Origin of the sequence: Paenibacillus sp. FSL R5-0623 (genome assembly GCF_037974265.1) — a bacterium.
GTDB lineage: Bacteria > Bacillota > Bacilli > Paenibacillales > Paenibacillaceae > Paenibacillus.
Map to the genome: position 1 here is coordinate 4,412,997 of NZ_CP150233.1, position 17,637 is coordinate 4,430,633.

21 protein-coding genes are annotated in these 17,637 nt (G+C 47.1%); 5 read left to right on the plus strand and 16 right to left on the minus strand.

Features of this window, described 5'->3' with window-relative positions:
- Nucleotides 1-15: 15 nt before the first annotated feature.
- The 6 genes from MKY92_RS19320 to MKY92_RS19345 form a co-directional block, all read right to left on the minus strand.
- A complete protein-coding gene (locus MKY92_RS19320; RefSeq protein WP_105599514.1) occupies nucleotides 16-906 on the minus strand; it encodes a tyrosine recombinase in 891 nt (296 codons plus the stop codon).
- A 75-nt stretch (nucleotides 907-981) separates the two neighbouring features.
- On the minus strand, nucleotides 982-1,224 hold the full coding sequence (locus tag MKY92_RS19325) for a DUF4227 family protein (protein WP_339297327.1): 243 nt from the start codon (nucleotides 1,222-1,224) through the stop codon (nucleotides 982-984).
- A 158-nt stretch (nucleotides 1,225-1,382) separates the two neighbouring features.
- Entirely contained in the window at nucleotides 1,383-1,850 is a 468-nt protein-coding gene (locus MKY92_RS19330) for a Fur family transcriptional regulator (RefSeq protein WP_036607866.1), read from the minus strand.
- 107 nt (nucleotides 1,851-1,957) lie between these two features.
- Nucleotides 1,958-2,587, minus strand: coding sequence for a stage II sporulation protein M (gene spoIIM, locus MKY92_RS19335; RefSeq protein WP_017687629.1), 630 nt, complete (start codon nucleotides 2,585-2,587; stop codon nucleotides 1,958-1,960).
- Between the two features lie 161 nt (nucleotides 2,588-2,748).
- Nucleotides 2,749-3,969 carry an endonuclease Q family protein gene (locus MKY92_RS19340; protein ID WP_339297328.1) on the minus strand — a complete coding sequence of 407 codons (1,221 nt, stop codon included), beginning with the start codon at nucleotides 3,967-3,969 and terminating at the stop codon, nucleotides 2,749-2,751.
- 2 nt (nucleotides 3,970-3,971) lie between these two features.
- Nucleotides 3,972-4,565: an NUDIX hydrolase gene (locus MKY92_RS19345; RefSeq protein ID WP_339297329.1), complete on the minus strand. Its 594-nt coding sequence runs from the start codon at nucleotides 4,563-4,565 to the stop codon at nucleotides 3,972-3,974.
- Nucleotides 4,566-4,880: 315 nt separating this feature from the next.
- On the opposite strand from MKY92_RS19345, the gene mciZ reads away from it, so the two are divergent.
- A complete protein-coding gene (gene mciZ, locus MKY92_RS19350; RefSeq protein WP_253438738.1) occupies nucleotides 4,881-5,027 on the plus strand; it encodes a Z-ring formation inhibitor MciZ in 147 nt (48 codons plus the stop codon).
- A gap of 145 nt (nucleotides 5,028-5,172) precedes the next feature.
- On the opposite strand, the gene MKY92_RS19355 is transcribed toward mciZ, so the two are convergent.
- Complete coding sequence (locus tag MKY92_RS19355) at nucleotides 5,173-6,306, minus strand: tripeptidase T (RefSeq protein WP_339297330.1); 1,134 nt, start codon at nucleotides 6,304-6,306, stop codon at nucleotides 5,173-5,175.
- A gap of 82 nt (nucleotides 6,307-6,388) precedes the next feature.
- On the opposite strand from MKY92_RS19355, the gene prli42 reads away from it, so the two are divergent.
- On the plus strand, nucleotides 6,389-6,490 hold the full coding sequence (prli42, locus tag MKY92_RS19360) for a stressosome-associated protein Prli42 (RefSeq protein ID WP_017687624.1): 102 nt from the start codon (nucleotides 6,389-6,391) through the stop codon (nucleotides 6,488-6,490).
- 26 nt (nucleotides 6,491-6,516) lie between these two features.
- Here the strand turns inward: prli42 and lipB are convergent, their stop codons facing one another.
- The 5 genes from lipB to lpdA all read right to left on the minus strand — a co-directional run bounded on the left by lipB (nucleotide 6,517) and on the right by lpdA (nucleotide 12,412).
- Nucleotides 6,517-7,224 (minus strand): lipoyl(octanoyl) transferase LipB, encoded by a 708-nt coding sequence (gene lipB, locus MKY92_RS19365; protein WP_339297331.1) that lies wholly within the window; start codon nucleotides 7,222-7,224, stop codon nucleotides 6,517-6,519.
- 113 nt (nucleotides 7,225-7,337) lie between these two features.
- Nucleotides 7,338-8,783, minus strand: coding sequence for a dihydrolipoamide acetyltransferase family protein (locus tag MKY92_RS19370; RefSeq protein WP_339297332.1), 1,446 nt, complete (start codon nucleotides 8,781-8,783; stop codon nucleotides 7,338-7,340).
- A 47-nt stretch (nucleotides 8,784-8,830) separates the two neighbouring features.
- Complete coding sequence (locus tag MKY92_RS19375; RefSeq protein ID WP_017687621.1) at nucleotides 8,831-9,817, minus strand: alpha-ketoacid dehydrogenase subunit beta; 987 nt, start codon at nucleotides 9,815-9,817, stop codon at nucleotides 8,831-8,833.
- Between the two features lie 2 nt (nucleotides 9,818-9,819).
- Nucleotides 9,820-10,848, minus strand: coding sequence for a thiamine pyrophosphate-dependent dehydrogenase E1 component subunit alpha (locus tag MKY92_RS19380; RefSeq protein ID WP_017687620.1), 1,029 nt, complete (start codon nucleotides 10,846-10,848; stop codon nucleotides 9,820-9,822).
- Between the two features lie 139 nt (nucleotides 10,849-10,987).
- Nucleotides 10,988-12,412 (minus strand): dihydrolipoyl dehydrogenase, encoded by a 1,425-nt coding sequence (lpdA, locus tag MKY92_RS19385; protein WP_339297333.1) that lies wholly within the window; start codon nucleotides 12,410-12,412, stop codon nucleotides 10,988-10,990.
- A gap of 230 nt (nucleotides 12,413-12,642) precedes the next feature.
- On the opposite strand from lpdA, the gene MKY92_RS19390 reads away from it, so the two are divergent.
- A complete protein-coding gene (locus MKY92_RS19390; protein WP_036607881.1) occupies nucleotides 12,643-12,954 on the plus strand; it encodes a DUF2627 domain-containing protein in 312 nt (103 codons plus the stop codon).
- A 63-nt stretch (nucleotides 12,955-13,017) separates the two neighbouring features.
- Nucleotides 13,018-13,365 carry a potassium channel family protein gene (locus tag MKY92_RS19395; RefSeq protein ID WP_036607883.1) on the plus strand — a complete coding sequence of 116 codons (348 nt, stop codon included), beginning with the start codon at nucleotides 13,018-13,020 and terminating at the stop codon, nucleotides 13,363-13,365.
- An 8-nt stretch (nucleotides 13,366-13,373) separates the two neighbouring features.
- Here MKY92_RS19395 and MKY92_RS19400 read toward each other — a convergent pair whose 3' ends face one another.
- Nucleotides 13,374-13,586, minus strand: coding sequence for a hypothetical protein (locus MKY92_RS19400; RefSeq protein ID WP_339297334.1), 213 nt, complete (start codon nucleotides 13,584-13,586; stop codon nucleotides 13,374-13,376).
- A 176-nt stretch (nucleotides 13,587-13,762) separates the two neighbouring features.
- On the opposite strand from MKY92_RS19400, the gene MKY92_RS19405 reads away from it, so the two are divergent.
- Complete coding sequence (locus MKY92_RS19405) at nucleotides 13,763-14,362, plus strand: thymidine kinase (RefSeq protein ID WP_062835251.1); 600 nt, start codon at nucleotides 13,763-13,765, stop codon at nucleotides 14,360-14,362.
- A gap of 117 nt (nucleotides 14,363-14,479) precedes the next feature.
- On the opposite strand, the gene MKY92_RS19410 is transcribed toward MKY92_RS19405, so the two are convergent.
- The 3 genes from MKY92_RS19410 to MKY92_RS19420 form a co-directional block, all read right to left on the minus strand.
- Complete coding sequence (locus MKY92_RS19410) at nucleotides 14,480-14,956, minus strand: hypothetical protein (RefSeq protein WP_017687614.1); 477 nt, start codon at nucleotides 14,954-14,956, stop codon at nucleotides 14,480-14,482.
- A 534-nt stretch (nucleotides 14,957-15,490) separates the two neighbouring features.
- Complete coding sequence (locus MKY92_RS19415) at nucleotides 15,491-16,141, minus strand: hypothetical protein (RefSeq protein WP_339297335.1); 651 nt, start codon at nucleotides 16,139-16,141, stop codon at nucleotides 15,491-15,493.
- A 435-nt stretch (nucleotides 16,142-16,576) separates the two neighbouring features.
- Entirely contained in the window at nucleotides 16,577-17,614 is a 1,038-nt protein-coding gene (locus MKY92_RS19420) for an NAD(P)/FAD-dependent oxidoreductase (RefSeq protein ID WP_339297336.1), read from the minus strand.
- Nucleotides 17,615-17,637: the final 23 nt, after the last annotated feature.

Consider the following 17,637-nt stretch of genomic DNA (forward strand, 5'->3'; position numbering starts at 1 on the left):
GCCATGCGTCAAAATCTATCTTGCCCTCGGATGATGGGTTTCATAGATTTCTTTCATGGTTTTGCGTCCATGATTGCCATATTGTTGTCCAGGCTGCTCCACGTGCCCCAACATGTCTTGAACCGCACGTGTATCCGCCCCATTGGCAATCAGGTGTGCTGCAAACGAATGACGCAGTGTATGCGGCGTAATTTCTTCCGAGATCCCTGCGTCCACCGCCGCTTTTTTGAGCAGCTTCCAGAAGCCCTGCCGGGTTAAACGCCTCCCAGATACATTCACGAATAGTGCCTGCTCGTCCGAATCGGTTTTGAGCAACTTATTGCGGAATTCCTCCACATATACACTTGCCCAATGTGCTGCTGGTGCACCGATGGGAAGTATGCGTTCCTTGCCCGCCCCACCGCATCGTATAAAACGCATGCCTGGCTGTACATCCCGAATGTCAAGGGCAATCAGTTCCGAGACCCTAATGCCTGTGGCATATAACAGTTCAAGCATCGCTCGATCTCTCACACCCTGCGGTGAACGAATATCAGGCGCTGTCAGCAGTTGTTCGATCTCCTGGATACTTAACACCTGTGGTGGCGTCTTGTCCGCCTTGGGAGCTTCCACATCAAACGTAGGGTCCTGTATAATATCACCCCGCCGCATCAAAAAATGAAAGTAGGAGCGCAGAGATACGATGCTGCGGGCAATGGTTGCATTGGCACGTCCTGCCTGTTTGAGCTGACCTGCAAACAGGACGACATGTGTGCGTCTGACCTGATCGGCTTCGCGTATGCCATATTCCTTATCTGCAAATTCAATGAACTTGTCCACGTCTCGGAGATACGATTCAAGCGTGCTGCTCGACATCCCTTTATCATCTTCCAAGTATAAGGCATAGGCGTGTATCGTCTGTTTCATGTACAACGCTCCTCAACTGACAGATCTGCCGCTCTGGCAGACTGCTCCCGTATTTGCATCCCTGGCTGTTTGAAGCTACTCCCCGTACCAATAGAACAAACGGAGACGCTCTGCCATCGTAGGACGTCCTTCTCCATTACCCGGCCAATCCGTTTCCTGAAATACTTTGATTGCATTGCCAGTCGGCATCTGATATTGATCCACAGGTGAGATCCAGCCATTAAACAGATCCAGAACATGATAGAACAGATAAACTAATGCAGCAAAAACTATAATAAATCGAATAAAACGGAGCCCTCTCCGCATTGATATAATCATGGGCGTGTCCCCTCCTGATTCGAATCCGTTATTGTCCTTGAATCAGGGTATGTCCATAAACACAGGTTTATGCCATTCGGGGGAAACTCCAGATCATGTCCGGTGCCAAAAAAGCTCTCCCGTCAAAACCGCCGGTGAGAGCTTGAAGATATGCTATGTTATTCTTCATCTTTGGGTTTCTGTTCATTTTTAGCTTTGCAACGATAACAAATCCCATGAAAATCCAGTCGGTGATCTACTACCGAAAAGTTGAATTCCCGCTCCAAACGCTCTTCAAGCGGTCCAAGCCAGTCTTCACGTATTTCATCCATACTTCCGCATTGAACACAGATTAAGTGATGATGGTGATGCTTGGATGTATCTCCGCGCAGATCATAACGCGCTACACCGTCGCCGAAGTTGATTTTCTCTACAACATGCAGCTCACTCAGCAGTTCGAGGGTACGGTACACGGTTGCCAGACCGATTTCGGGAGCCTTTTCTTTAACGAGCATGAATACATCTTCTGCGCTCAGATGATCTTCTTCATTCTCAAGAAGTACTCTTAAGGTGGCTTCCCGCTGGGGCGTTAATTTATATCCTTGGGACTGTAGTTGCTGCTTAATTTTATCAATCCGTGCTTCCATTTTCTCCCTCCCCCTAGGAAATCACTGCACACTGCAACTTAACCCACTCTTTTCATTATAGGGGGAGTGCGTAATTAAAGTCAACATTTTACACTATACTGTGCACGTTAGGCCGGCAGTAACATTGGTGTGACCCAGCGCATCATCGCAGGTGTAACCCATGTTTCAAAAGATGCCACGCCGAGCAGCAATGCAGCCATAACCAAAGTTAACACTATATATGAAGCAAAAGGCCTTTGTCGACCAGGTGTTCGCTGCATCAAAACACGATTGCGAATGATGTATAACGAGAACGTCATCGCCGCCACACTGCAGATCAGCAGGATCGGAATGACAAATAGATTATGCGGTGCCACGGACACCAGTGCAAACAGAAGCCCTTTCCAGGAATACTGCCCAACAAGGTACCCTACCGTGAATCCAATGAGCACACCTTTCAGAAAATCCAGAACCAGTATACCGGGCAGTCCAACGACGGATAAACCCAGAATAAAGATCAGACCCACCCATTTCAGATGGAGCATGGCAATGTCCCAATATGCCCCGGTCTCAGTCACTTGTGCACTGTGCTGCACGGTCATGAAGAAATTGCCGAGATAACCCTCCAGATCCTGACGTTGCTCAAGAGACAATGCGTTGACCATGAGCGCGCCAAAAATGACGCCGACCAGAAACAAGACAGCCACGAATACATATAACGAAGTCTGACCTTTAAATGTAAAGTAGGAAGAGCGCATACAGGTACGAGTCCCCTTTCCGGTATCATGCTGCAAGGATTCTCAGTTACATCCTCATAGTCATTCTTATGAACCGGAATGCACCTGTATGACTTCTTGTCCAGATTGGACCTCTGTAAAGCAAAAGCTACATGAGTTAAACTACAGAATATTTACACGAGTCACTCCGAAGCTTTTTGCTGAACAGCAACCTTTCCGTACGTACCGCCACCTCCGGAGGACAGCTCCAGTTGTCCGTTCCGTGCAGCCACAATCAGGCCAGCCAGCACAGGTCCAACAACCGCAGCAAGCTCTTCCTCACGCGTGCGATGAAGTACGTTCATTTCTGTACCAAAATGGTCCAGTAGCTGGCGCAGTTTGGCTTTGCCAAGTCCCGGGATGAACTCCAGTGGTACCTGATAATGATAGGCCGGTCTGTTTGCAGGAACATGAGGACTCTCCCGATCAGAGATTGCCAGAATGCGATCCAGAACCCCCTGAACCAGCTTCAGACTGCCACAGTGCGGACAACGCTCTGCTGACATCGCCTGCTCGTCCATTATGCTGCCACATGCTGCACAGTAAGTACGGTGGTATTTGCCCAGCCTTGGATTCAGTCCATAATTGGCAGCAATTTTCCTGCCGGCTTCTCCTTGAAGTGCCATGTGGAATTCATCAAAAGAAGGGGAAGCAACTTGCAGTTCGTTATACTCCCGTCCAATCTTACCGAGTGAATGAGCATCCGAATTGGTCAGAAACGGTACATGATCCAACTCCCGAATATAACTGGCCATGGATGAATCAGAGCTTAACCCCAACTCGACAGCATCCACGAGACGGGTATCCAGTACATCGCCCATACGGGGCGCAGTACTACCATAGATGCCTTTATGCGGTGTAAATACATGTGCAGGCACAATAAGCCCACCACGTGCCTTAATCTCGGCTTGCATCTCTAGAGCGGGCACATAGACACGCTGAGAACTGAGATTCACATTTTTCATATAACGTTTCATCCAGTCCGTGAAGGACTTCATTGTTTTCAGATCACGGAAATATGCCAACATATGGAACTCACGCATTCCAGGCTCGCGCAGCTCAATCTCTGTACCCAGCAGAATGGTGGTGTCCTGATAGGCAATGCCGCCGCCCTCAATCTCGGACATGGTACCACTCTCCAACAATTGCTCGATATCCAACTGTACAACCGGAGAATGACAATCAATAACACCAAGCAAATGAATTCCTTTGCGATCCGATGCTTCCCGAGCAATATTCTCAAATGTCAGATCGCGACTGCCACTGATTTTCACGGCCTCACCGCGAGAGGTTCGTCCGATGTGAATATGCAGGTCTGTATAACAGGGCTCCCACGTCGTGGACATTTCCAGTTGGTCTTGCATGCCTAGAACCGTCCTGTCGTTCTGTAGAGGTCCCACGCGTACACAGCCATCATCGTTTTGGCATCACTAATCCGATTATCGTCCATGAGTGCGTAGGCTTCCTCCAGTGTGATCTCGGATACTTCTAGGAATTCATCTTCGTCAAGTTCCATGTCTCCTGCTTCCAACTCTTCAGCGATGTATAGATGAATGATCTCATCTGCGAACCCCGGTGACGTGTAGAACGAACGCAAATGACGCAGTGACTTGGCCACATATCCCGTCTCTTCTCTCAATTCACGTGCTGCAGCAACTTCTGGCTCTTCTCCCGGGTCCAGTTTTCCCGCAGGAATCTCCACTTCGGTGCGTCCCATTGCCTGACGATACTGATCCACAACAAGCATGCGATCCCCATTCAGAGCGAGTACAGCTACTGCTCCTGGGTGCCGGATTATCTCACGTGTAGCCGTCTCACCGTTCGGCAGTTTAACCGTATCGACCTGTAGTGAAATCACTTTCCCCTCGAAGATGGGCTTGGTGGATACGGTCACTTCATCCAACTTCGGATTGGCAGGTTGCGGTGCATGGATGGATTGGGCAGATTGGTTTGATTTCATTCGTTCTTCAACTCCATATCGTTGGATTATATATAAATTGACTAAAAATATTTACACTAACCACTCCGATGACAGAACAACCCTTCGATCGCTGTTATCCCCAGATTTTTTGATTTCTTTCTCTATTAGATAAAATTTGGTGATAAAGGCGAACGCTCCGCTTCTCTTGGTTATTTCTGTCCTCTCCGTTCTTGTGTAAAGGATTAGCTCAATTTATATATTCGGTTAATGTATAAATCTCTGATTTTGGGCATATGGTGAGCGTATAGAACTCTCACAGCAACAGCAAATATAAACAAATCAGGGGGAATTTTGATGAACAGTTATTTGACGCCTAAATCCGTACACGTGGTAGGACAAGCCCGGCAAGTACAGCTCATACTCAAGCAATGGTTGCACGAGTGGGGACCGGATGCCAAATTAAGTGATCTGCTCGCTGGACGCAAATCAATGGGGCATTGATCTATTCAGCCATAGACACATGTTTCATCCAATATTAACGAGTCTTCTCCCTTGAAATATAACATGAATTCACAAAAAGTCCGAATCCGCACAGACCGGGTTCGGACTTTTGTCTAAGAACATGTGAGGTAACATGTGCAGTATCTTATTTCTTGCCAGCTGCCGTTTCCTGAATAATTGCCACCACCACTTGGGACAACTTCACAATATCTTCGGCACGAATACGTTCTTTGGTTGTATGAATATCCTCATACCCTACCGCCAGATTCGCGGTTGGAATACCAAATCCGTTAAAGATGTTGGCATCACTGCCTCCACCAGAAGCGAACGTACGAGTTTTGAGACCCATACTGCGGATGGCACGCTGTGCAAGCTGCACAACTTCGTGCTCATCATGGAAACCAAATGCCGGATAAAGGATTTCACTTCTGAATTCAGCTGTTGCACCGTATTTGCGACATGTTGTTTCGAGCGCGTCACGCATCTGTGCTACCTGCAATTCCACTTTCTCCTGCACAATACTGCGGGCTTCCGCTTCAATCTGTACAAAGTCACATACCACGTTGAGTGCTGATCCACCCTGGAATTTACCAATGTTTGCTGTTGTCTCATCATCAATTCGTCCAAGCTTCATCGCTGCAATGGCTTTGGCAGCAACCTGAATGGCGCTGATCCCGTCTTCCGGGTTCACGCCCGCATGTGCGGACTTCCCATAGATGCTCATTTGAATTTCAGCTCTGGCTGGTGCAGCAACACAGATCGTACCTACAGCTCCATTAGAATCCAGCGCATAACCGAACTCGGCATCGATATCCTTCGGATTCATTGCACGTGCGCCCACCAGACCAGACTCTTCGCCGACCGTAATGACAAATTGAATTTTACCATGTGGAATCTTGTTTTCCTGGATCACACGAATCGCTTCGAACAGTGCCGCAATCCCTGCTTTGTCATCTGCTCCCAGGATCGTTGTTCCATCACTGCGAATCCAGCCATCTTCACCCAGTTCAGGCTTAATTCCCTGTCCCGGCGTCACGGTGTCCATATGACATGTGAAAAAGATCGGTGCAACCCCTTCAGTTCCTTCGGCTTCCCAGGTAATGACGATGTTTCCGGCGCCATGTCCGGTTTGCTCCATGGTATCATCCTCATAGACATGAAGACCGAGATCTGTAAACTGTTCTTTTAACACCTTCGAGATGTTCTGTTCATTTTTCGTTTCACTATCAATCTGCACCAGTTCCATGAACTGATCGATAACACGTTGTTGTTTAATCATAGGACTTTCCTCCCTCTCGTGGATACGGTACAATACAATTACTATGGCTTGTTTAACTTATGTTGAAAGGAGTTCTCTTATCATGCAAAAAAAGAAATGGTTCAAAATCATCATCTATCTCATGCTGATCGCCATGATCGGGTCCACCCTTTTCATAGCTCTCGAACCGTTGCTGTTCGGATAGCCACATCAAGCCTTTCGACGAACTGTTTACAGACGTTGAAGGGCTTCTTTTTCGCTAATCCAATTGATTTGATATGGAAAAATGCGATTAAAGTACGGAACAATCTCACGTGCTACCTGCTCCACCGCATAGGACTTGCCCGTTATATCCTCCAGTGAGGTAACGCCATACTGCTCAATCCCACAAGGAACAATCCCCTGAAAACCCGCATGTTGAATGCCTGAGCTGATGTTAAAAGCAAACCCGTGACTGGTCACAAAACCGCGGCGGTGTTTGCAACGATTAAACTTGATGCCAATTGCAGCAATCTTCATATCGCCAATCCACACACCCGTGTAACCCTCTTTGCGTCCAGCTTCGATGCCCTGGTCTGCGAGATAATCCATAAGTACCTGCTCAAGTTTCCGTAAATAACCGTGTAGATCCAGGTCTTCATCCCGACCAAGAATCAATAACGGGTAACCTACCAACTGGCCCGGGCCATGATAAGTAATATCACCGCCGCGGTCAATTTGAAACAAAGAAATCCCTTGCTCACGCAACTCATCCGGACTGAGAAGCAGATGCTCCGGATGATTTTGTGAACCGATTGTATACGTAGGCGGGTGCTGTAAAAGCAGCATCTGCTCCGCTCCATCGCCCTCGTCCAATCGCTGCACAATCGCTTTCTGGCGGTTCCAAGCCTCTTCATAATCAAGCATTGGTATGTATGCAACATCCAGCGGCTTGCTCATGATTTCCCCACACCCTTCTGCTTCAGGTTCAGTGTACAATTGAGCACCTGTCCGTAGACAGCAGGAAAAGTGCACGGCCTCCGGCACATACACTTTCCCAACAACTATTTTACTTAATACACCTTGCTCTCCATGGTGTATCCTTCAAGGTTTTCTTTGACACGTTGCAAGAAACGTCCGCTGATTACACCATCCAGAATTCGGTGATCCAGCGACAGACACAGGTTAGCCATCGAGCGAACAGCGATCATATCATTAATAACCACTGGTTTCTTGACAATCGATTCGAATGTAAGAATCGCTGCCTGCGGATAGTTAATGATTGGCTGGGACAGGATCGAACCAAATGAACCCGTGTTGTTTACCGTGAACGTACCACCCTGCATATGGTCCAGCTTCAAAGTACCTTCACGTGTTTTGCGAGCCAGTTCATCCACTTCACGGGCCAAACCTGCAATATTTCGCTGATCGGCATGTTTGATTACGGGTGTAAGTACGGAATCTTCGGTTCCTACCGCCATGGACAAGTTAATGTCCCGTTTGACGATAATTTTGTCCACTGCCCATACCGAGTTCATGATTGGGTAGTCTTTAATCGCGTTAACGACTCCCTTCATCATGAAGGACAGATATGTCAGATTGATGCCTTCCTTACGCTTGAACTCATCCTTGAGTTTATTGCGCAGCATCACAAGATTTGTTACGTCCACTTCGATCATTGTCCATGCATGCGGGATTTCCGATACGCTTTGACGCATATTCCGGGCAATGGCATTACGCACAGGGGTAACATCGATGAAATACTCCGATCTTCCCTGGCCGCCACCTTCCACTTCGATCTGTGGAATTTTCGGGCTTTCGGTCAGATGAATGCCTGAATGTCTCACAGGAACACCTGCATCGGACGCTGAGATCGCTTCTCCAGCGGTTAAACCCATTTCTCCATTTCCGCGATTCACTCCGCTGAATGGAGAAGCAGACGGCACACCAGAAGGTGTATGCTGAACAGTTCCTGCTTGTGCAGACGCAGACGTTCCAGCCGCGTTACCTCCCTGTGCAACAAATGCCAGCACATCTTTGCGGGTAATACGACCACCGGCACCGGTGCCTTGGATGCTTTGCAAGTTCAAGCCATGCTCTGCTGCCAAGGATTGCACTGCCGGGGAATACCGATTACGCATCGGCTGGTTAGGGTCATGTGTTGCTGTATTTGAGGCGGCAACAGGAGTGTGGCTAGCATGTGGCTGCACTTGCTCCTGTTGCTGCGATACTTGTGTTACTTGCTCAGCCGCTTCTTCGTCAGAAGCTGCGACCTGCATGCGGCAGATTGCTTCACCAACAGCAATCGTTGTGCCCTCTTCCACTAAAAGGTCACCCATTATTCCATCCACAGTGGATGGAATCTCGGCATTAACTTTATCAGTGATTACTTCACAGATCGGCTCGTACTGTTCCACACGGTCGCCCGGTTTTTTCAACCATTTGCCTATGGTAGCCGAGACCAGCGATTCCGCCAATTGCGGCATAATGACCTCGATCCATTTCATACGTTCAGCCATTTGATTATCACTCCAAACTTTACTTTTAAACGATCCAAAAAACAAAATTAAAACTCGGCAAGTGTACGCATTGCTGCTTTGGCTTTGTCTTTGCTCAGCATGTAGAATTTCTCCAATGTTGGGCTAATTGGCATGGCCGGCACGTCAGGTCCGCAGAGACGCTGAATCGGTGCATCCAGTTCAAATAGACATTCCTCACTAATAATCGCGGCAACTTCGGCACCTACACCACCGGTTTTGTTATCTTCGTGTACGATCAGCACTTTGCCTGTTAGACGAGCGGAAGCAATAATCGCTTCACGATCCAACGGCTGCAATGTGCGCAGATCGAGAACGTGTGCTGTAATGCCTTCTTCACGCTCCAGCTCCTCAGCAGCCTGCATGACAAAATGCAGCGGCTGACTGTAACCAATCACGGTAATATCCGCACCCTCACGAAGTACGTTGGCTTTACCAATCGGAACGATGTAATCATCTTCAGGCACATCTTCCTTGATAAGTTTGTAACATTTTTTATTTTCAAAAAAGAGTACCGGGTCCGGGTCGCGAATAGCGGCCTTGAGCAGTCCCTTAGCATCGTATGCCGAGTAGGGAGCTATAATTTTCAGACCAGGTGTACCAAAGAAAATCGACTCCGGACATTGGGAGTGATACAACCCACCGAAGATTCCGCCACCAATCGGCGCGCGGATAACAATCGGACAGCTCCAGTCATTGTTGGAACGATAGCGGATCTTCGCCGCTTCACTAATGATCTGGTTGGTTGCCGGTAACATGAAGTCCGAATATTGCATTTCGGCAATCGGCTTCATGCCATACATCGCTGCACCAATGGCAACACCTGCAATAGCGGATTCAGACAAAGGTGTGTCCATCACTCGCATTTCGCCAAACTGATCTTGCAGCCCTTTAGTTGTGGTAAACACACCACCTTTGAGACCTACGTCTTCACCAAGGATAAAAACATTTTCATCCCGTTCCATCTCTTCTTTCATCGCGAGACGGATTGCATCAATATATTCCATCACTGCCATACTTACCGTCCCCCTTCTTCGCTGTCCGCATAAACGTGCGTCAGAGTGTCCTCAGGTTTCGGATATGGCGCGTTGTCTGCATATTCAGTTGCTTCTTTCATTTCCAGCGCAAGCTGGGAAGCCAGATCCGCATCCCGGGCTTCGTCCCAGATGCCGCAATCGATCAAGTAGTTCTTCATGCGAGGAACGCCATCTTTCTTCCAGTTCTCCTCAACTTCCTCTTTGGTCCGGTAAGCCAGATCATTGTCGGAGGTGGAATGAGGTGACAACCGATACATCATCGCTTCAATCAGTGTCGGGCCTTCCCCGGCTATGGCACGGCGACGCGCTTCCTTCACTGCAGCGTATACTTCTAATGCATCGTTACCATCTACACGCAGTCCGGGGAACCCGTATCCTTGTGCTCGATCGGATATTTTGCCGCTCAACTGTTTGTGAATCGGTACCGAAATTGCATATTGATTGTTCTCACACATAATAATGACAGGCAATTTATGCACACCTGCAAAGTTGGCTCCCTCATGGAAGTCACCCTGATTGCTTGATCCTTCGCCAAACGTAACAAAAGAAACAAATTCTTGCTTCTTCATTTTGGCAGCCAGCGCAAATCCAACAGCGTGCGGAACCTGTGTTGTAACCGGGCTGGAACCCGTCACAATCCGCAGCTTTTTGTGACCGAAGTGACCCGGCATTTGCCGACCCCCACTATTCGGATCTTCTGCCTTCGCAAAAGCAGACAACATCAACTCACGCGGAGTCATGCCTACCGCCAGTACAAAGCCGTAATCGCGGTAATAAGGTAAATAATAATCGTGATCCCGATCCAGACCAAATGCAGCGCCTACTTGCGCAGCTTCCTGACCTACACCGGATACGTGAAAGTTAATTTTGCCAGCCCGTTGCAAGAGCAAGCAACGCTCGTCAAACTTGCGCGCGAGCAGCATGTATTTGTACATATCCAATACTTCACCATCGCTAAGTCCCAGCTGTTGATGCCGGTGGACCGCGTCTGCAGTACCTTGTGAACTCATATGAGGTACCTCCTTTTAATCAGAGCCTGCGCCATACTTACTACCCGATCTTATAACCTGGTACTAAGACTTGGCTTAACCTTATTATAATCCCTTTTACCCAAAAAAGGAAAGGACCTTTCTCATAAGCTTGTTTGGCTTACATCCCAATGGCCTTTCCATCGACCGCCAGCATGGCTTCACCCATAATTTCCGACAGAGAAGGGTGCGGATGGATGGTTTGTCCGACTTCCCAAGGTGTGGCATCCAGCATCTGAGCCAGAGAAGCCTCAGCGATTAATTCCGTTACATGGGTGCCAATCATATGTACCCCCAATATATCATTCGTCTTGGCTTCTGCAATCACCTTCACGAATCCATCCCGACTTCCGTGAATAAGCGATTTGCCAATGGCCGAAAATGGGAACTTCCCTGTTTTGATGTCATAGCCACGTTCTTTGGCTTCACGCTCGGTGAATCCGATGCTTGCTGCTTCCGGACGTGTGTAGACACAGCGCGGGATACGGTGGGATTCTACAGCATGTACCGTTTCGCCCGCCAGATGATCAACAGCGAGAATGCCTTCATGACTTGCGGCATGTGCAAGCTGCAAACCGCCGATGCAGTCACCAATGGCGTAGATGTGACCTTCACCGGTCTGTAACTGTTTGTTCACAGCGATGAACCCACGCTCCAGTTTGATATCTGTATTTTCGAGTCCGATATTTTCGACATTAGCCTGACGTCCAACCGACACGAGCATTTTCTCCGCTCTCAGCGTCTCCTGCTTATCTTCACCAAGCTGCACATCAATCTGGATGCCCTCTTGATCCGCGTTATATGTTTCGGTTAGAACGGTGGCACCTGTCAGGAAACGAACACCTCGTTTGCCGAGCAATCGCTGCATTTCTCTGGCAACATCCTCATCCTCGGCAGGCAACACGTGAGCAGCTGCTTCTACGACTGTGATATCTACGCCAAAGTCATTCAGCATGGATGCCCACTCCAGTCCAATCACACCCCCACCGACAATAATGAGTGATGCAGGAAGTTCATCCATACGCAGGGCTTCGTCGCTGCTCATTATGTATTTTCCGTCCGGTTCCAGGCCCGGCAACACACGAGGGCGTGAACCAGTAGCAATAATGAGATTGGTCGGAACAACCGTATCCATCTCGCCATCTTCAAACTCCACAGCGACTGCTCCGCTCTGCGGTGAGAAGATGGATGGTCCGATGACGCGACCTTTCGCGTGTACAACCTGGATTTTATTTTTTTTCATCAAATACTGAACGCCCTGATGGAGCTGTTCGACAATTGCATCCTTGCGCGCCTGTACTTTGGGAAATACAAGTGTAGCTCCAGCTGTCTCGATACCATACGTCTCGCTCTCCTGGATTTCGGCGTATACTTCCGCACTTTTCAGCAAAGCTTTACTCGGAATACAGCCACGATGCAGACAGGTACCGCCAAGCTTGTCCTTCTCAATAATAACGACCTGTTTTCCCAGCTGTGCAGCCCGGATCGCGGCTACATATCCACCGGTTCCTCCTCCAAGAATTGCAACATCACATGTAATTGGCATCTCTCATGCTCTCCTCTATGAATCAAATTTCAATATCATTTATGATGGCTTAAATCATGGTTTGGCTTATACCCTCTATATGCCATTGTACTCTCCTTGAGCGGTCAACTCAAAGTTTGAAGCAATCACACATGGACAGCCTATGCATTCCAAGCTATGATGGAATCAGGTATGATCTGTAAGCGTAACCTTTATTTAATGTCGACTTTGGCAGAAAGGGTATAATGCTCATGAATACAAGATTGGTCTTTGCGCGATTTTTGGCAATTGTTGTTCTGGTCATCCCCGGTTTAATGGCAATGAAGGGTTTTCTGATGATGAAAGATGCCCTGTTCCTATATTATGCCGAGCACGGGAACGAACTAATTTCACCAGGTTTCCAATGGCTCTCCTTTGGCGGTGGACTTGTCCTTTTTGCCGCAGGTATGAGTTTTCTGGGAGGCTGGATCTTGTTCCGTGACCGCAAGCGTAATTATGTAGGTCCCCGTTTCCGGTCCAAAAGTGTACCCGAAAAAGCAGAGACGCCCGGAAGGACTCCATGAGTCCGGGCTTTTTGTGTGTTTATACAACACACCGTCTACTTTACATAGACAGGATGGATCATCATGGTATCATTTCTAATCACGTTACAACGATTGCTCAAAGGCATTTTCCATGCGTTCAAAGACCCCAAGTTTCTGGCTCTGTTCGCGTTAACGGCAGCAACGTTGCTGTCAGGCACTTTATTTTACACTCGTGTTGAAGGTCTGCACTGGATCGATGCGTTATACTTCTGTGCGGTTACCCTGACTACAGTGGGACATCCTGAATTTGTGCCAACCACCGGATTCAGCAAAGCCTTTACCGTAATCTACATGTTTGCAGGCATTGGTCTCACCTTTGCCATGATTGCCAGAATTACAGCAGGTATTCTATTCCCTCGCAAATTAAAGACAGAAGAGGACCCGGAGTAATCTCCGGGTCATTCGTATAAGGCATCCCGCAGTTTGGTAGACATACGTGATTCTTTGGGAGAAGACTTCAAGATCGTTCTACGCAATGTAAGGTTACTTGCCTGCAGTCTCTCCGCTTCTGCGAACAGTTCTGCAAATAATGCCTGCGCCGCTTCATCTAGAGATCCCTGTTCTTTCAGGCTTTCATATTGCGCTTGCAGTGATGTTAATGCTTCACTCATACTAAACACCTCTTTTCACAACTCCTGTTAATTAGCTACCGTAACCAATACCTTAACAATCCATATAGTAACACAAAGCTGCGCAGATTAGTTCTGGCTCTTTCCAAAGATTTTGTGGTACTCTGTAAAGGTCGCTTTTTTTGTTGAATCCCGTATGTGAGAGGAGTAGCAGCACCGTGCAAACAGGACGTATTACCGTAATTACTGGACCCATGTTCAGTGAAAAATCCGGTGAACTCATTCGCCGTTGTCAGAAATTAATACAATTTGGCCGTAAAAAGGTTGTGGCCTACAAACCAGCCGAGGATGATCGGTTTGCCCAGGATGAGATCGTGAGCCGAATTGGTTATCGACTCCCTGCCCATTCCATTCCCCGGCAATTAACCCCGGAATCCGTAGAAATGATCTTGAACCAAACCATAGATGCTGATGTTGTTGCATTTGATGAAGTACAATTTTTCAGCAGTGCCATTATGGAACTTGTCTCGGAGTTAGCGTATTGTGGCAAACATGTCATTGTGGATGGACTTAATATGGATTACCGTGGTAAGGAATTTGGATATGTCGGCGGTTTGCTTGCCATGGCAGATGACATTGAGAAACTCTCGGCTTTCTGTGCGGTATGTGGCAGCCCGGATGCAGCCTTTACGCAACGTATCGTCAATGGGGAGCCCGTTACCTTGGGTCCGGTTGTCATGATTGGCGATTCAGAAGCTTACGAGCCACGCTGTCGTTGCTGCTTCATTCCTCCTCACAAAGTTGAATGCTCATCATAATTCCTAAAAGATCTTAGATATCTTCCAAAAAGGCCCCTTGGGGCTTTTTTTGTTATAGAGCAAACAATCGCACAAAAAAGCACCGCTTCGCAGCGATGCTTCCAGAGTCACTTCCCGCTAGTCCCGGGAAACAAAATATTTGTTGGTCATGTAGTAAGCGTCACCACGCGACGTTTCCACCATTCCTTTTTTGGCATCCAAAAATACAATTTCTTTACACTTTGTACAGTACCATTTTGTGCGCTTGTATGGGGATTCCGTCACATAAGCCGTGCCACATTTACAATCAATCTTCATTAATAACTCGGTTGATTTATAAGCACTGGACAAGCGTTCCAGGTTATCCTGCTGCTGTGTAGGCATAATGGTCTGCTGATAATCCGATAAATGATTTTGAACCTTGAAATCTGCTACCAATCCTGCATTCAATCCAAAAAACTCCTTGCCAATTTCGGTCACGAAGCGCTTCTCATTTCTGTAGCAATCCAGCCACTCAATAATCTGCTTATTAGACAGTGGAACCGTACCCTTGATACCGCTGTTTAAGGTGTAGGTCATGATGTATAAAGTATCGTCTTGTCTACCTGAGTACATTAGAATCCTCCTTCGAATACATTTGCTAATGTACTACAAAAACGCGCATAAATCAAAAAATTCTTATTTCCTGAGCGCATCTCTTCTTATTAAATGGGAAACATTCCTCGTTCATCCGCCAAAGACTTACAAGAACTGCATACACCTGAAACATTTCCCTGTGGAGCTGCATAATGCACGACCGATTTAACGTTTTTCTTGCATATGGAACAGTAGTGCCTCCTTTCCTTTTTTGGGATATAGTCCGATAGCTTAACCACGTTTTTGTTCGGTCGGAATCGTTGTAAGAAGCCCGGCCATTTCATCTCGCTTCACTCTTTCTTGTTCGTCTACTTCGTAGTCATTTTTGTGCTGTGGGCTAAAAATTATCTCGCCTTTTTTTATGTATACGATTCCAAGTTGTGCGTGCCTATCTCATAATCTATTCGACGTTTTGAGCGTTTTTCCTGTTTTTAATCTCTACACGTATAAAAAAAACCGACAGAACCTGCTCTCCTTAGTTTCGGATGAACAGTATTTTAGTCGGTTCCAGCCTTATTTATAAAAAGTTCCCAGAACGTCCAGCTCTGATGAGCGCTCTATTCGAAATGGATAGATATAACCCTGATTCATTCGGGTAAATTTGCGACTCCACAGATCCAGTCCCGATGTGAACTGATAGGCCTGATATATAAACTTGGAGCAGTAATTACGCTCAATACTGCGCAGATTGGTCTGCAAACGGTAGAATTTCACCTGCTTGTAATGGTCATGTACCCACCCGGCTGCTTTCATTCCTGCCTCATTCAATCTGGAGCGGAATACAATGAAGCGATCTCCTTCATAAAACCGCGTGAGATACCACTCTAATGAATCAGCAAAAACAGGCCCATAAGGGTGCACATGATACACCTTGCCGTCGAGACCGATAATGCCCATATGCCCGGCATAATATGTCGATTCCGAGCTTGGCGTGTACACAATATCCCCTGGCTCTAGCTTCATTTCGCCCAACACGTTAATGGGCAAGTCCTGATGAAGCCGTTTGGCTGCTGAACGTTCACGCCGCCCTTCAACTAACAAGCGATGAAGCGTACCAGCAAGTGCGAGATATATTTCAGACCATTTAATCTTTTTTTTATCAGATCGTTTGAACCAATGCTGGATGAAGGCGAAACCTCGTTGTGGCTGTGATCCCTTTTTCATACGCTGCACTCCACTCTGATCTAGTTATTGTATCTATATAAGTTGAATTAAAGTTTATTTACACTGGCACTACGATGACAGAACAATCTTCCAATCGCTGTTATCCCCAGATTTTTTCGATTCCCTTTTTCTCAAGGGAAAATCCGGTGATAGCGTATGCTTCCGATGTAGCTTTCTTTCAGAAATCTTTTAGGCGCCCGCTTCGCTTTTTCAGATTTTTTCTGTCCTCTTCGTTATCGTGTAAATTATTATTTCAATTTATATAGTTGTTATTCTTCAGTTTCTCAGGCTTATTATAGACATTTGGTAGTGTATATTCAATTCGGCAACCATTGTATCTGTTGAAATTATGCCTTCTTATTACCCATTTTATGCAAAAAAAGATGACTTCGGGATTAACCTGAAGTCATCTTACTCTTATCCAAATGTAAACATTTATTCTTCTACAACACCAAGAGCTTTATTTTTCTCCTTAAAACGACTGTTATGGGAAGAAACATAAGCCACTTTCTCTGCTTCAGGGTCCATGTAAAGCTTCGCACTGTTTACCGCGAGGGCTGCATCAGTGAAAGTACCCGCAATCAGGTACAGTTTGCTACCATAATCTACAAAATCACCTGCGGCAAATACGCCAGGAATATTGGTTTGTAATCTCTCTGTGGTAGTGACATGCCATTCCCCAAGATCAAGTCCCCAATCCCGGATTGGACCAAAATCACTCTTCATGCCATGGTTTACAATGACAGCATCTACTTCAAGCAGTTCAGTTTCACCTGTGTCCACGTGTGAAATGGTCACCTGTTCAATCACATCACCGCTTAAACTATGCAGTGTCTCTACCGCGTAAGGTGTACGGACATCTACAGAGGATTCTCTCATACGCAGTACATTACGCTCCAACCCTCCAAATCGGTCACGACGATGCACAACCGTAACTTGCTCTGCCAGAGCTTCCAGTTCATTCGCCCAGTCCACAGCAGAGTCGCCTCCACCCGAGATCAGCACGCGTTTACCGCGGAATGGTTCTAGTTCCTGCACGGTATAATGCAGATTGCTAACCTCATAGCGGTCTGCACCTTCAAGCTCCAACTTGGCCATTTTATATATACCATATCCGATTGCCATAATGACGGTACGTGTCCAATGTTGCTCACCTGTTGCAGAAGTTAACAGAATTGTGCCATCAGGTTGACGCTCAAATCCTTCGATCTGTTGTTCAAAAACGAGGGTTGGCTCAAAAGTTCTTGCCTGTTCTTCCAATTGTTTAATCAGATCTTCACACAGAATTGGCGTCACACCCCCGACATCCCAGATCATCTTCTCTGGATAAAAGAGCATGCGACCTCCCAATCTGTCACGTGCCTCAATCAACTTGGTCTTCATATCCCGCATGCCGCTATAAAAGGCAGAGTACATGCCCGCAGGGCCACCGCCGATAATGGTTACATCATAAAGTTCCAACTGCTGATTCATATTAAAAATACCTCCGTTAATTC